Raw genomic sequence first — 13,331 nt, 5'->3', positions numbered from 1 at the left:
TTCCCATAAGGAGCGTTCCATGAAAAAACTGCTGGTGGCCGCTGCCGCCTTCGCCGCCCTCTCCGCCCAGGCCGACACCCTGACCGTGGCCGCCACCCCGGTGCCCCACGCGGAGATCCTCGAATTCATCAAGCCCCAGCTGGCCAAGGAAGGCGTGGACCTGAAGATCAAGGTCTTCACCGACTACGTGCAGCCCAACGTGCAGGTGGCCGAGAAGCGCCTGGACGCCAACTTCTTCCAGCACCAGCCGTACCTGGATGAGTTCAACAAGTCCAAGGGCACCCAACTGGTGAACGTCGCCGGCGTGCACATCGAGCCCTTCGGCGCCTACTCCAGCAAGATCAAGAAGCTCGACGAGCTGCCCCAGGGCGCCTCGGTGGTCATCCCCAACGACGCCACCAACGGCGGCCGCGCCCTGCTGCTGCTGGCCAAGGCCGGCGTGATCACCCTCAAGCCCGAGGCCGGCATCACCGCCACCCCCAAGGACATCGCCGAGAACCCCAAGGGCATCAAGGTGCGTGAACTGGAAGCGGCCACCCTGCCGCGCGTGCTGACCCAGGTCGACCTGGCCCTGATCAACACCAACTACGCCCTGGAAGCCAAGCTGAACCCCACCCAGGACGCCCTGGCCATCGAAGGCAGCGACTCGCCCTACGTGAACATCCTGGTGTCCCGCGCGGACAACAAGGACAGCACCGACATGCAGAAGCTGGCCAAGGCCCTGCACAGCCCAGAGGTGAAGAAGTTCATCGAGGAGAAGTACAAGGGCGCCGTGGTACCGGCGTTCTGATCGCTTCCCGGTCATGAAGAAGCCCGCTCATCGAGCGGGCTTTTTTGTGGCTGTGCCGCCGTTCCTCGGTTGGTGCCTCTTGAGCACCCTGCCGCCACGCGCTCCCGGCACTCCTCTTGGAGGGCAGAGGGGTGCAGATCCGAAGCGCACGCTGACGTCGTGTCAGGCGACCAAGGGGAGGCGGGGACACTGCCCCTTCAGGAGGCCGAGCGCAGTCGTTGCGCAGGGGGACGAGCGGCATGGATGCCGCGAGAGGCGCGCCAGGCCAGGGATGGCCCATCGCGCCGGCCCCCGTAGCAGCGACGGAGCGAGGGGAGTCCCGCGAAGCGGGACCCGGATGCAGGGGCGAGCCCTTTTGGTTACTTTTCTGGGCGATTGAGAAAAGTGACTCGCCTGGGAAGGCGAAACAGAACGCATCAGCACACGCGATAACGAGCTGGGCTCGAATACCTCAAGCAGTTGGCATCACTGCGATGCGACCACCCGCTCCGGCCGCGACCAGATCCACGCGGCCCCGAACACCATCCCCACTCCGGCCATGACCACCGACGGCGTGTGCGACACGGTGCAGGCCATCAGCGTCAGCCCCAGGCTCATGCTGACGCTGGCCGCCAGCTTGGTGCGGCGGGTGATCACCCCGCCACGGCGCCAGTTGCGCAGCGGCGGGCCCAGCAGGCGGTGGTTCTCCAGCCAGGTGCTGAGGCGCGGCGAGCCGCGGGAGGCGGCCCAGGCCGCCAGCAGCACGAACTCGGTGGTGGGCAGCCCCGGCAGCACCACGCCCAGCAGCGCCAGGCCGATGGCCAGGTAGGCCAGGGCCACCCACAGCCAGCGCAGGCGGCCGGGTGTGGGGGCGGGGGTATCAGGCAAAGCAGCGTTCCAGGTGGTCGGTGAAGCGGTTGAACGCCGCGATGGCGGCGGCCTCGGCCAGGCGCTCCTGCTCGGCGTCCAGGGCCAGGCCGTCGAGGGTGGCGACGAAGGCCTTCCAGCCCTGAGCGCGGCCGCCGGCCGGCTCGCCCAGGTGGCGGGCGCCGAAGGTGTCGGAGAGGCCCAGGCCCTCGGCACGCTTGTAGAGGAACGCCGCGCCGAGCTTGGAACCCTCGGAAACGAACAGCCAGCCCAGGGCCGCGCCCAGGCTCAGCCCGACGGTGGGCGCCTCGCCCTCGACCGCCGGCAACGGGTGGCCCAGGTCCGCCAGGTCGGCCTTGGCCTGCTCGTGACGAGCACGGGCCGGCAGGTCCTCGAACAACTGGCCCAGGCTGGCGTCGGCGTAAAGCCCGGCCAGGTCCATCTGGAACAGGTACTGCGCCGCGACGAAGCGGGCGAAGTGCTCGCGCTTGCCGAACGGGTCGTGGCTCTTCACCAGCGCGTCCAGGCGGCTGTGGGGCTCGTGGGTGACCTGGTTCAGGCGCTGGGAACGCAGGGGATGGGACAGTTGCGGCTGGGATGCGGTCATGGCGATGTCTCGATTCGGGTGAACTGCCCAGGCGAAGCGCCGGGCCTTTCACACATGACGTTTTAGCGAACGAGACTCAGTAAAAATAATTGGACAGCGCCGTCATGCCGTGTCGGCTAGCCCCGCGCCTCGGCGCTGAAGTACGCCGCCAGCGCCTCCAGATCCCCCGGCACCAGTTGCCCCGCCAGATACCGCAGTTGCAGCCACGCACGCAGGTAGCCGTAGCGCGCCTGGGCCAGGTCGCGCCGGGCGCTGTAGAGCTGCTGCTCGGCGTCCAGCACATCGAGGTTGACCCGCTCGCCCCCGGCCACGCTGCGCCGGGTCGCTTCGATCAGGGTGCTGGCGGACTCCACCGCCAGGGCATAGGCGCGCAGCTTGGCGGCGCTGCTGGCGCAGAGGTTGAACTGCTGGCGCAGTTGGTTGAGGGTCTCGGCGGTCTGCGCGTCGAGGCTGTGGCTGGCCTGCTCCACCTCGGCCACGGCGCGGCGGGTGGAGGCGCTGACGGCGCCCCCGGCGAACAGCGGCAGGCTGATCTGCAGGCCGATGCTGTCGGTGTCGTATTCCTGGTTGTAGGTGCTCTCGGAGCCGGAGCGGGTCTTGCTGGTGCTGGCGTAGGCGCTGACGGTGGGCAGGTGCCCGGCGCGGTTGCGCTCCACCGCGTAGCGGGCGCGATCGAGGGCGTGACGCTGGGCGGCCAGCTCCGGGTTGGCGGCCAGGGCGAGGTCGCGCCAGGTCTCGAAGCGCGCCGGTTGCAGCGGCTGCAGGGTGAAGTCCTCCGCCAGCGGGGTGAGGTCCTGCACCGCCAGGGGCTCGCCGACGATGGCCTGCAATTGGCGCAGGGCGGCGTCGAGGTTATCCACAGCCTCGATCTCCTGGGCGCGGGCCAGCTCCAGGCGGGCGCCGGTTTCCAGCAGGTCGGTGCGGGTGCCTTCGCCGGCCTGGAACAGCCGCTGATTGAGCTGCAACTGCTCGGCATAGGCGCGGCGCTGGGCCTGGACCAGGGCGATCTGGTCCTGGGCGAACAGCGCCTCGCTGTAGGCGCTGAACAGGCGCACCAGCAGCTCCTGGCTGCGCCCGCGGTAGCGCGCGTCGGCCATCAGCGCCTCGGCCTCGCCCTGGCGGTAGGCGGCCCAGGCGGCGTAGTCGAACAGCGGCTGCTGCAGGGTCAGGGTGGAGGCGCGGCTGCGGTAGTCACGCTGGCTGGTGACGTTGCCCTGGACGCTGGCCTGGGTCACCTCGGAGTCGTTGCGCGCGCTGCTGTAGCTGTAGGACAGCGTCGGCAGCAGCCCGGCCCGGCCAATGGCACGGGCCTCCTGGCCGGCATCGCGCTCGGCCAGGGCGGCTTGCAGGGTCGGGTCGTTGCGCAGGGCCAGGGCGTAGGCGTCGCGCAGGTCGAGGGCGCTGGCCGGCCAGGCGAGCGCCAGCAGCAGGGCGGGGAGCAGGGCGCGCATCAGTCCTCCGACAGGGCCAGGTGCAGGCGATCGGCCAGGGGCTTGAACAGGTAGTTGAGCAGCGAGCGCTCGCCGGTACGGACGAACGCCTGCACCGGCATGCCGGGGCGGATGTCGAGGCCGACCAGTTGCCGGGCACCGTCCTCGCTGACGCGGATGCGCACCTGGTAGTAGGGCTCGCGGGTCTGCTCGTCGAGCAGGCGGTCGGCGGACACCAGCACCAGCTCGCCGGGCACCCGGGGCGTGCTGCTCTGGTTGAAGGCGGCGAACAGCAGCTCCACAGGCAGCCCGGGGCGCAGGCGATCCACCAGTTCCACCGGGGCGCGGGCATCCACCAGCAGCGGCGCATCGCGGGGCACCACCTCCATCAGTTGCTGGCCGGGGGCGATGACCCCGCCGGGGGTGAACACCGCCAGCCCCACCAGGGTGCCGGCCACCGGGGCACGCACCTCGGTGTGGGCCAGTTCGAACTCGGCGCTGGCCAGGCGGCTGGCCAGCTCGCCGAGGCGCAGGCGGTTGTCCACCTGCTGCTGGTGCAGGTCGCGGCGGTACTCCTCGGCCTGCTGGCGTTCGCGCCAGCCCAGCTCCTGCATCTGCTGGCGGGCGTGGCCGATGGCACCGACGGCTTCGCCCAGCTCCCCGTCGAGCTGGGCCAGCAGGCGCTCGTTCTCCAGCAGGCGGTTGCGCGGGATGTAGCCCTCCTGCGCCAGGCCGCGCAGCCCCTGGAGCTGCTGCAGCAGGGCTTGGCGCTGCTCGCGGCGGTAGCGCTGGGCGCTCTCCAGCCCGGCGAGGTGGGCGCGGGCACCGGCCAGCCCCTCGCGCAGGGCGGCCTGTTGCAGGCGCTGGGCTTCGCGGCGGCTGGCGAACAGCTGCTGGTGCAGGGCCTGGCTGGCCTGCATGTCGGGGTCGTCGGCCGGCAGGCTCGGCGGGAAGCGTAGCTGCGCCTGCCCTTCGGTTTCGGCCGCCAGGCGCACGGCGGCGGCCTGGGCGTCGCGGTACTGCTGGCGCAGGGTGTCGCGTTCGGCGCGCGGGCGGGTGGCATCGAGGGTGAGCAGCACCTGGCCGGCGCTCACGGCCTCACCGTCGTGCACCAGCAGGCGCGCCACCACGCCGCCGGTGGGGTGCTGCACGGCCTGGCGGTGGCCGGCGACCACCACGCTGCCGCTGACGGCAACGCCCTTGTCCAGCGGGGCAAGGGCGGCCCAGAGCAGGAAGCCGCCGAAGCCGGCCAGCACCAGCCAGCGGCCGAGCCGTGCGGGGCGGTGGTCGTCGAGGGGCAGCACATCGGCCAGGGGGCGGGGGGCATCGGGCAAGGCGGGCATGGCAATCCTTGGCTCAGGAGCGGGTGGCATCCAGGCGGTAGTTGAGGCTGTAGGCGGAGGCAGCCCGGCGGGGGGCGGGCGCAGGGGCCGGGGCGACGGCGGGCGGTGCAGCGGCAGGCTCGCGCTGCAGGGCCTGGAGCACCCGCGCCGCGGGGCCGAAGGCCTGCATCTGGCCGCCCTTGAGCACCAGCAGGTGGTCGACGCTGGCCAGCAGGCTGGGCTTGTGGGTGATCAGCACGCGGGTGCGGCCGGCTTCGCCCAGGCGGGCGAGGGCGTCCAGCAGGGCGCGTTCGCCGTCTTCGTCGAGGTTGGCGTTGGGCTCGTCCAGCACCACCAGGGCCGGCAGCCGGTAGAGCGCTCGGGCCAGGCCGATGCGCTGGCGCTGCCCGCCGGAGAGGCCGGCGCCGCCCTCGCCCAGGCGCGTGTCGTAGCCCTCGGGCAGGCGCAGGATGAGTTCGTGCACGCCGGCCAGGCGCGCGGCCGCCACCACCTGCTCGGGGTCCGGTTCGGCGAAGCGGGCGATGTTCTCGGCCACGCTGCCGGCGAACAGTTGCACGTCCTGGGGCAGGTAGCCGATGTGGTCGCCCAGGCGCTCGCGGTCGGCCTGGGCGAGGTCGGCACCGTCCAGGCGGACCTTGCCGCTGGCCGGCTCGGCGGCGCCCACCAGCAGGCGCGCCAGGCTGGACTTGCCGGAGCCGGAGGCGCCGATGATGCCGAGGGACTGCCCGGCCTCCAGGGCGAAGCCGATGGCGGCCAGGCAAGGCCGCCGACTGCCGGGGGCGAAGGCGGACAGTTGTTCGACCTCCAGCGCCCCCCGTGGCGCCGGCAGGGGCATGCCGCCGCGGCGCGGCGGTTCGGCCTGCAACAGGGCCTGCAGGCGCTGCCAGGCGTCGCGGGCGCCGCTCCACTGGCGCCACACGGCGATCAGTTGGTCGATGGGCGCCAGCACCCGCGCCATGAGGATCGAGCCGGCGATCATCATCCCCGGTGTGATCAGGTGTTCCAGCGCCAGCCAGGCGCCGAGCCCCAGCACCAGGGACTGCAGGCCCAGGCGCACGCCCTTGGAGAGGGCGCCGACGGCGGCCATGCGTTCGCTGGCCAGCCCCTGGCAGGCGAGGAAGCCGCGGTGCTGCGCCAGCCAGCGCGCCCGCAGGCGGCCGAGCATGCCCATGGCGTCGATGGCCTCGCCGTTGCGCAGGTGCCCGGTGGCCTGCTGGCTGGCCTGTTGCGCCAGTTGCCCGGCCTGCTGCAACAGGCCGTGGCTGAGCCGCTCGTTGAGCCAGGCCAGGGCCACCAGCGCCAGGGCGCCGGCCAGGGCGAAGAGGCCGAGCCAGGGGCTGAACAGGCCGATCACCACCAGGTACACCGGGAACCAGGGGGCGTCGAAGAAGGCGAACAGCGCCGGCCCGGTGGCGAACTGGCGCAGGCTGTTGAGGTCGGCCAGGGCCTGGGCCGGGCTGGCACCGCTGCGGCTCGCGGCGCGGTAGGCGGCATCGTGGATGCGCGCGTTGAAGGCCATGTCCAGGCGTGCGCCGAGGCGGATCACCACCAGGCTGCGCAGCCACTCCAGCGCGCCCATGAAGGCGAACAGGCCGAGGGCCATGAGGGTCAGCATCAGCAGCGTCATGGCGTTGCCCGAGGCCAGGACGCGGTCGTAAACCTGCAGCATGTACAGCGCCGGCACCAGCATCAGCAGGTTGATCACGGCGGTGAACAGGCCGACGTTGAGCAGCGCCGGGCGGCTGGCAGCCAGGGCCTGGCGCAGGTCATCAGGGTGAAGGGTGGTCATGGACGGCCCCAGGGGCGCCGGCGGCAGGTTGACGCCCACCCCGGCGGCTCACAGAATTCGCACCCTCCGCAGCCCTCGCCCGCCAAGACTCGGGCTGCGGGGGTCACTCCACGCGAATGGGGGTCACCCTCCATTCGCGTCTCCTTTTCCCGCCGATCAGGCCGCCAGGGCCAGGTCGTCCAGCGGCTGCTGCAGGCCCACCGCTTCGGCCGGTGCCGCGCTCAGCGGGCCGGCTGCCAGGGCGGCCGCGACGGCGTCGAAGGTGCTGGCGGTGGACACGCCGTAGTCGTCCAGCAGGTCGTTCAGCACGCTTTCCAGGGCACTGGTGTTGCCGCCCATCAGGCCGTAGACCACCTGGTGGACCGTGCCGGCGTGGCCTTCGCTGAGCAGGCTCGACAGCCCCAGGCCGCTGAAGCTGGCCTCTTCCTTGCCGGCGCCGAACTCGAAGCCCGAGGCGGTCTTGGTCAGGTCGCTGCCCAGGGACACGCTGTCCAGGTTGCCGTACAGGGTGTGGGCCGGCTGAGAGAACAGCGAGTAGTGGAGGTTGCCTTCGGCCACGAAAGCGGCGTCGCTGTTGGGGCTGGTCAGGGCGTACTCGGTACCTTCGAGCCGGCCCGGGTAGAAGCCGCCGGTGTTGACGCCGTCCTGCACCTGGCCGGGGCGGTGGTTGGCATCGCCGAAGTAGCCGGCCCAGTCGGCCAGGTAGTCGGTGATGGTCCAGTTGGCGTAGGTGGCGGAGTAGGAAATCGAAAGGCTCATGCAGTGTCTCCAGTTGAAGTTTCCGCCGCGCGGCACGGCGCTGCGCGACGGCTTTGCCCGTCATGGGCAAATCCGGGTCAGAAGGTGTATTCCACGGTGCCCTGCAGGGTGCGGCCCCGACCGAGGGTGAAGGCGAGCACGTCCCCCAGGGGCACCAGGTAGGCGCGGTCGGTGACGTTCTCCAGGGCCAGGCGCAGGGTCAGGTTGTCGGTGGCCTTGTAGCTGCCATAGAGGTCGTAGACGGTGTAGGCCTTCCAGTCCGCCGGGTAGACCTGGTCGCGCGCGGCGGCGTCGCCGGCGTCCAGGGCGTAGCCCTCGCTGTAGCGGGCCCGCGCGCCGAGGTCGAGGCGGCGGTCGAGCAGGCGGGTGCCGAGGGTCAGGCTGCCACGGTCCATGGGCATGTGCTCGGCGCTGCCCATGTGGCCGCCGCAACTCACCACGGCGTTGGCGGTGGCGTTGGGCACGTAGCCGGTCACCGGCGGGCGGCGGCCGCTGCCGTAGACGGGGGACACCGCGCCGCCGAGCCAGGCGTCGTTCGAGCAGTACTGGTTCTCGCCGATCATGTGGGTGTAGGCGAGGTTGCCGTAGTAGGCGCCCATGTCGTAGTCGAGGGCGTACTCGACGCCCCGGAAGCGGGTGCTGGTGCGGTCGTTGACGTAGGCCGACACTCCCAGGGCTGCCACCCCCACCCCCGGGCGCTGCAGCCCGACCGACATGTAGGTGAAGTCGTCGATGCGGGTGTCGAAGTAGGCCACCTTCAGGCCCAGGGCATCGCCGTCGGTGAAGAGGTTCTGCTTGAAGATGTTGAACCCCACTTCCCAGGACTGGGAGCTTTCCGGCTTGAGGAAGGGGTTGGGGTACATGGTTTCCGCGCTGCTGCCGTGGGGGCGCCCGGAAATCAGCGTCTCGGTCACCGCCGGCGGACGCCAGCCCTCGCCGTAGCGGGCGAAGAGCTGCAGCCAGTCCGGGCCGGGCTTGAGGGCGATGCCGAAGGTGGGCGAGAACGCGCCTTCCTCGCGGTCCACCTCGTAGCGCAGCGGGACGCTGTAGGTGGGGTTGCCGGGGGTGTTGAGGCGATAGAGGGTCATGTTGAAGCCCGTCTCGCCCTCCAGGTGGTAGCGGTCGTAGCGCAGGCCGGCGTCCAGGGTCAGCCAGTCGTCGTAGTCGAGCTGCAGGTTGGCGAACAGGCTGCCCATGGCGCGGTCGCCCTTGGGGGTCATGCCTTCGGACACCGGGAAGCCCACGGCGGAGCCGCTGGCCACGGTCTGGGTGGAGTCGGGGCGGACCTTGTCCTGGAAGTACTCCAGGCCGTAGTTGGCCTTGAGGGTGGTGAGCTCGCCGAGCAGGAAGGTGGAGGTGTTCTCCAGCTGCAGGCCGTAGGTGTCGGTCTGGTAGGTGATGGCGTAGCCGGCGCTGCTGCCACGGGCCAGGGTGGTCTGCCGGTTGCGGTTGTCGACGTGGTAGAGCTTGGCCTTGAAGTCCACCAGCAGGTCGTCGGGGCTGTAGCTGTAGTCCAGCGCGACGTTCTGCGACACCACGTTGCTGCTGCCGAGCTTCTCCCAGAGCTCGGTCTTCTCCACGTTCATCATGTTGGCGTCGTCGTAGGCCACCTGGGTGCGCAGGTAGCTGAGCTGCACGCGCTGGTCGGCCGGCAGGTTGAGGCCGAGCTTGGCCAGGCGCGAGCGCATGGTGGAGCCGGAGTAGGCCACTGGCGAGTGCTTGATGCGCTCCTCGACGGCGGGGTTGAAGCTGGAGCCGGTGCGCAGCTCGCCGATGCTGCCGTGGGTGCCGGGGTCGTAGTCGCCCAGGTGGCGCTCGCTGGCGGCGAAGAGGAGGTCGCCAACCTCGTTGCCCAGGGCAAAGGCACTGCTGCCGATGAAGTCGGTGCCGTTGGCGTAACCGCCCAGGCCGGTGGTGGCGCGCACGCGGCCGCCGAACTCCTTGCCTTCGTGGATGAAGTCGCGGGCGTTGAGGGTGCTGAACTCGGCCACCCCGCCGATCACCCCGGCGCCGCCCATGCCGGAGGTGGCGCCCTTCTCGATGGTCACGGCGGAGAGCAGTTCCGGGTCGATGTACATCGTGCCGTTGCGCTGCTGGTGGCCGCTCTGCTGGAAGTTCTGGCGCATGCCGTCGATGTTCATGTTGACCCGGCCGTAGTCCTGCAGGCCGCGGATGTTCACCGAGAGGCCCGGGTCCTGCTGGCTGACGGCGGTGTACACGCCGGCGCTCTGTTCGAGCATGTCGGCGGCGTGGCGCGGCGGGTTGCGGTCCAGTTGCTCGCGGTCGATCACCGTCACCGAGCGGGGGGACTCGTAGACCCAGTCGTGGGCGTTGGCCTGGCCCTGCACCTGGGTGGCGCCCAGCTCCAGGGCGTCGCCGCTGGCTTCGCGCACCAGGCTGACCTCACGCGGGGAGGTGAAGCGGAAGCTCACCGGGGTGCCCTGCAGCAGGCGGCGCAGGGCTTCGTCGGCGGCGTAGCGGCCCTGCACCGGGGCGCCCTGGAGGTCGGCGAAGCGCGAGGCGTCGAAGATCACCTGCACACCGGATTGTTCGGCGAAGGTGAGCACCGCCTGGTCGAGGGCCTGGGCCGGGATGTCGAAGGCGACCTGGATGGCTTCGGCATGGACCTGTTCCACCGCGACCAGGGGCAGGGCCCCCGCGCCAATCAGGGCCCAGCGTCCCCCCAAGACGAGCAGCGAACGGCGGAATCGCCGGCCCATCCCTTTGCGTGCGTTCATCGTGTGTTCCTGTACTGCGTAGTGTTGTTCGGTGAATGCAAATCACTCTCAACAGCAAGACGCGCCACTCACGCAAAGTCAGTAAAAGAATTTTCCGGGCGGGTGAAAGGGCGGGCCGCAGGCCCGTTGTTACGGGCCCGGGAGGGTCAGTAGAGGAAGGTGGCGCCGGGCACGTCCAGGCGCTGGGCGTGCAGTTCGTGGGTGAGGGTGTCGAGGGCCTCGTCGAGGATGTCGAGGCGGAACACGCCGCTGACCTCCCGGCGTGCCAGGCGGGCGTCGGTGATCACCAGGCGGCGGGTGCGGTAGCGGTTGAGTTGTTCGGCCACCTCGGCCAGGGGCACCCGGTCGAACACCAGTACCCCGCGCCGCCAGCTGCTGGCCCGCTGCAGGTCGAGCCCGAGCAGGGGCTGGATGCCCTGGGTGCGGTCGTAGCGGGCGCTCTGCCCCTCGCTCAGTACCCGTTCACCGGGAACGCCTTCGAGGTTCACCGCGACGCTGTGTTCGAGCACGCCGACCCAGGCCCCATGGCCACGCTCCCCCACCAGGAAGCGGGTGCCGAGGGCGCGGGTGGTGCCACCGGCACTTTCCACCACGAAGGGCCGGCGCTCGTCACCCCCCATGGGCGCGACGCTGAAGCAGGCTTCCCCGGCCAGCAGGCGGACGCGCCGCTCGCCGTCGCTGTAGAGGACGTCGATGGCGCTGCGGGAGTCCAGCTCCACCTCGCTGCCGTCGGGCAGGGTGACCCGGCGCACTTCGCCCGTGCCGGAGGCGTGGTCGGCCAGCAGGGGCAGCAGCAGCGGACGGCCCACGTCCACGCCGAGCACCGTCACCAGCAGCAGCGCGGCGACCCCGCTGGCCCAGCGCCAGCGACGGCGCGAGCGGGTGGTGGGGCGTGCGGTCTGCCGGGGTCCACGGCGGCGCGGCGGGTCGCTGGCAGCCGGCTCGTCGGCCAGTTGGCCGAGGGCGTCCCAGGTGGCCTGGGCGAACGCCAGCGCCTCGGGGTGGCGCGGGTCGGCCTGGCACCAGCGCGCCAGGGCCTCGGCCGTTGCCGGGTCCGGGTCGCCCTGGCTGAGACGTACCGCCCAGTCGGCGGCTTCCTCGCGTATTTGCTGCTCCCGCAGGTGCTGGCTGATCACGTCGGTCTCTCGTTTCTCGTTATAGGAAGGCTGACGTTCGGGGACGCCATTCACCGTAAACCATCCGTCAGTTGCTCCGCGGGCCGTCCTGCAGGCGCTGCATGACGTGGGCGAGGGCCTTGGCCAGGTGCTTCTGCACCGAGCTGTCGGAGATATCCAACTGGCGCGCCACTTCGGCGTGGGTCAGGCCGTGCAGGCGGTTGAGGCGGAAGATCTCGCGGGTGCGCGGCGGCAGCTCGGCCAGGGCTTCGCGCAGGCGGCGCCGATGCTGCTCGGCGGCGGCCTGTTCGTCCAGGGGCGGGGCGTCTTCGACGATCTCGTACAGGGCTTCCTGGGGGACCAGGTCGGTGCGCCGGCGGGCCTGCTGGCGCACATGGTCCACCAGCAGGTTGTGGGCGGTGCGGTAGAGGTAGGCGGGGCCGTTGTCGATGGCGTCCTTGCCGCGTTGCTCGGCCAGGCGCAGGAAGCTTTCCTGCACCAGGTCGGCGGCCAGTTGCGGGTCCCGTACCTTGCGCGTCAGCAGGCTGCGAAGGGCCTTGGCGTGCTGGATGAACAGGCTCTTGAGATCGGGCTCCAACAAGCGCGCTCCCTGGCTTTGGCAGGTGAAGGGAGCGCCATCCTAGATTTATTGAGAATCAATTTCAAATAAGAAAGCGATACGGAATCAACTGGCCGGGGTCACCAACACCGGCAGTTGTTCCTTGAGCTTCTGGTTGTTCAGCGGGGCGCGGATGAAGCCACGCTGGGTGCCGTCCGGGCCGATCACCACCAGGTTGCCGCTGTGGTCGACGGTGTAGTTCTCCTTGCTGGTGTCGGCCGGGATGAACGGGATGCTGACGGCGTTGGCCAGCTTCTGGATGCTGGCCAGCTCGCCGGTGGCGCCGAGGAAAGCCGGGTCGAAGTAGCCCAGGTACTGCTTGAGCTGCTGCGGGGTGTCGCGGTTGGGGTCGACGCTGACCATGACGATGCGCACGCGATCACGCGCGGCCTCGGGCAGCAGGCCCTTGAGCTCGCGCATCTGCGCCAGGGTGGTGGGGCAGATGTCGGGGCAGAAGGTGTAGCCGAAGAACAGCAGGCTCCATTTGTCCTTCAGTTCGTTCATGGCGATCGGCTTGCCATCCTGGTCGGTCAGGCTGATGGCAGGCACGGTGCGCGGCTGGGGCAACAGGACGATGCCGGCGTCGAGCAGGCGGGTGGGGTCGGCCTGGCGCTGGCCGTTGAGCACCTTGTTCACGGTCAGGCCCAGGACCAGGGCCACCAGGGCGATGAGGATGAAGACGGTTTTCTGCACGCGGGTCATGGTTGCTCTTCGCTTGGAATGGGCGGTGCCGGCAAGCCTATCAGGCCCGGTGGGTCGGGGCTCGTCCGAACGCGGTGATGCAGCCTGCCCCTCACGGCGCTGGGCGCAAGGGGCGATGCATCAGAACCTGCTCAGGGCCCGAGGGCTCAGACCGCCAGCAGCAGGTAGTGATCCAGCAGCAAGGCGATGAAGAGCAGGAAAAGGTAGGCGATAGAGTACTTGAAGGTGCCGATGGCGGCGTGCGGTCGGCTGTCGCGGTAGAGCATCCAGGTCCAGTGCAGGAAGCGCCCGCCGAGCAGCACGGCGCAGGCCAGGTAGAGCAGTCCGCTCATGTGGATGGCGTAGGGCAGCAGGCTGACGGCGAACATCACCAGGGTGTAGAGGACGATGTGCACCTTGGTGTAGTGCTCGCCATGGGTGACCGGGAGCATGGGGATGTCGGCCTTGGCGTATTCGGCCTTGCGGTGGATGGCCAGGGCCCAGAAGTGCGGCGGGGTCCAGGCGAAGATGATCAGCACCAGCAGCAGCGGCTCGGCAGAGACGTGGCCGGTGACGGCAACCCAGCCCAGCAGCGGCGGGGCGGCCCCGGCCAG

Annotated in this window: 12 protein-coding genes; 1 reads left to right on the top strand and 11 read right to left on the bottom strand. The window is 70.3% G+C overall.

The features are described from left to right. The first annotated feature begins 19 nt into the window (after positions 1 to 19). Entirely contained in the window at positions 20 to 790 is a 771-nt protein-coding gene (locus tag A9G05_RS21520) for a MetQ/NlpA family ABC transporter substrate-binding protein (RefSeq protein WP_069562890.1), read from the top strand. Positions 791 to 1,255: 465 nt separating this feature from the next. Here the strand turns inward: A9G05_RS21520 and A9G05_RS21515 are convergent, their stop codons facing one another. The 11 genes from A9G05_RS21515 to A9G05_RS21465 all read right to left on the bottom strand — a co-directional run. After that, on the bottom strand, positions 1,256 to 1,657 hold the full coding sequence (locus A9G05_RS21515; protein WP_069562889.1) for a YbaN family protein: 402 nt from the start codon (positions 1,655 to 1,657) through the stop codon (positions 1,256 to 1,258). Next, a complete protein-coding gene (locus tag A9G05_RS21510) occupies positions 1,650 to 2,243 on the bottom strand; it encodes a biliverdin-producing heme oxygenase (protein ID WP_044403861.1) in 594 nt (197 codons plus the stop codon). The genes A9G05_RS21515 and A9G05_RS21510 overlap by 8 nt, the downstream gene beginning before the upstream one ends. A 116-nt stretch (positions 2,244 to 2,359) precedes the next feature. Then, complete coding sequence (locus tag A9G05_RS21505; RefSeq protein WP_069562888.1) at positions 2,360 to 3,694, bottom strand: TolC family outer membrane protein; 1,335 nt, start codon at positions 3,692 to 3,694, stop codon at positions 2,360 to 2,362. Next, positions 3,694 to 5,016 (bottom strand): HlyD family type I secretion periplasmic adaptor subunit, encoded by a 1,323-nt coding sequence (locus A9G05_RS21500; protein ID WP_069562887.1) that lies wholly within the window; start codon positions 5,014 to 5,016, stop codon positions 3,694 to 3,696. Before A9G05_RS21500 ends, A9G05_RS21505 begins: the two co-directional genes overlap by 1 nt. 13 nt (positions 5,017 to 5,029) lie before the next feature. Continuing rightward, complete coding sequence (locus tag A9G05_RS21495) at positions 5,030 to 6,805, bottom strand: type I secretion system permease/ATPase (RefSeq protein WP_069562925.1); 1,776 nt, start codon at positions 6,803 to 6,805, stop codon at positions 5,030 to 5,032. A gap of 156 nt (positions 6,806 to 6,961) precedes the next feature. Continuing rightward, entirely contained in the window at positions 6,962 to 7,564 is a 603-nt protein-coding gene (locus tag A9G05_RS21490) for a heme acquisition protein HasA (protein WP_069562886.1), read from the bottom strand. A 77-nt stretch (positions 7,565 to 7,641) separates the two neighbouring features. Then, positions 7,642 to 10,302, bottom strand: a complete 2,661-nt coding sequence (locus A9G05_RS21485) for a TonB-dependent receptor (RefSeq protein WP_069562885.1) — start codon at positions 10,300 to 10,302, stop codon at positions 7,642 to 7,644. A gap of 146 nt (positions 10,303 to 10,448) precedes the next feature. Then, positions 10,449 to 11,438 carry a FecR family protein gene (locus A9G05_RS21480; protein ID WP_069562884.1) on the bottom strand — a complete coding sequence of 330 codons (990 nt, stop codon included), beginning with the start codon at positions 11,436 to 11,438 and terminating at the stop codon, positions 10,449 to 10,451. 67 nt (positions 11,439 to 11,505) lie between these two features. Further along, the gene (locus tag A9G05_RS21475; protein WP_069562883.1) at positions 11,506 to 12,018 is read right to left on the bottom strand and encodes an RNA polymerase sigma factor; all 513 of its coding nucleotides are present in this window, start codon (positions 12,016 to 12,018) and stop codon (positions 11,506 to 11,508) included. 84 nt (positions 12,019 to 12,102) lie between these two features. Then, positions 12,103 to 12,738, bottom strand: coding sequence for an SCO family protein (locus A9G05_RS21470; protein WP_069562882.1), 636 nt, complete (start codon positions 12,736 to 12,738; stop codon positions 12,103 to 12,105). Positions 12,739 to 12,884: 146 nt separating this feature from the next. Then, the coding region (locus A9G05_RS21465) for a UbiA family prenyltransferase (protein ID WP_171902737.1) at positions 12,885 to 13,331 on the bottom strand (447 nt) is incomplete at its 5' end.

Source organism: Pseudomonas sp. ENNP23 (assembly GCF_001728945.1).
In the GTDB taxonomy this organism is placed as follows: Bacteria; Pseudomonadota; Gammaproteobacteria; order Pseudomonadales; family Pseudomonadaceae; genus Metapseudomonas; species Metapseudomonas otitidis.
The sequence above is the reverse complement of the archived record's forward strand: the minus strand, read 5'-3'. Positions and strand labels throughout refer to the sequence as shown.

Coding starts and splice junctions, on each gene's coding strand:
- A9G05_RS21520 (WP_069562890.1), top strand. CDS start 20: ATGAAAAAACTGCTGGTGGCCGCTGCCGCCTTCGCCGCCCTCTCCGCC.
- A9G05_RS21510 (WP_044403861.1), bottom strand. CDS start 2,243: ATGACCGCATCCCAGCCGCAACTGTCCCATCCCCTGCGTTCCCAGCGC.
- A9G05_RS21505 (WP_069562888.1), bottom strand. CDS start 3,694: ATGCGCGCCCTGCTCCCCGCCCTGCTGCTGGCGCTCGCCTGGCCGGCC.
- A9G05_RS21500 (WP_069562887.1), bottom strand. CDS start 5,016: ATGCCCGCCTTGCCCGATGCCCCCCGCCCCCTGGCCGATGTGCTGCCC.
- A9G05_RS21495 (WP_069562925.1), bottom strand. CDS start 6,805: ATGACCACCCTTCACCCTGATGACCTGCGCCAGGCCCTGGCTGCCAGC.
- A9G05_RS21490 (WP_069562886.1), bottom strand. CDS start 7,564: ATGAGCCTTTCGATTTCCTACTCCGCCACCTACGCCAACTGGACCATC.
- A9G05_RS21485 (WP_069562885.1), bottom strand. CDS start 10,302: ATGAACGCACGCAAAGGGATGGGCCGGCGATTCCGCCGTTCGCTGCTC.
- A9G05_RS21470 (WP_069562882.1), bottom strand. CDS start 12,738: ATGACCCGCGTGCAGAAAACCGTCTTCATCCTCATCGCCCTGGTGGCC.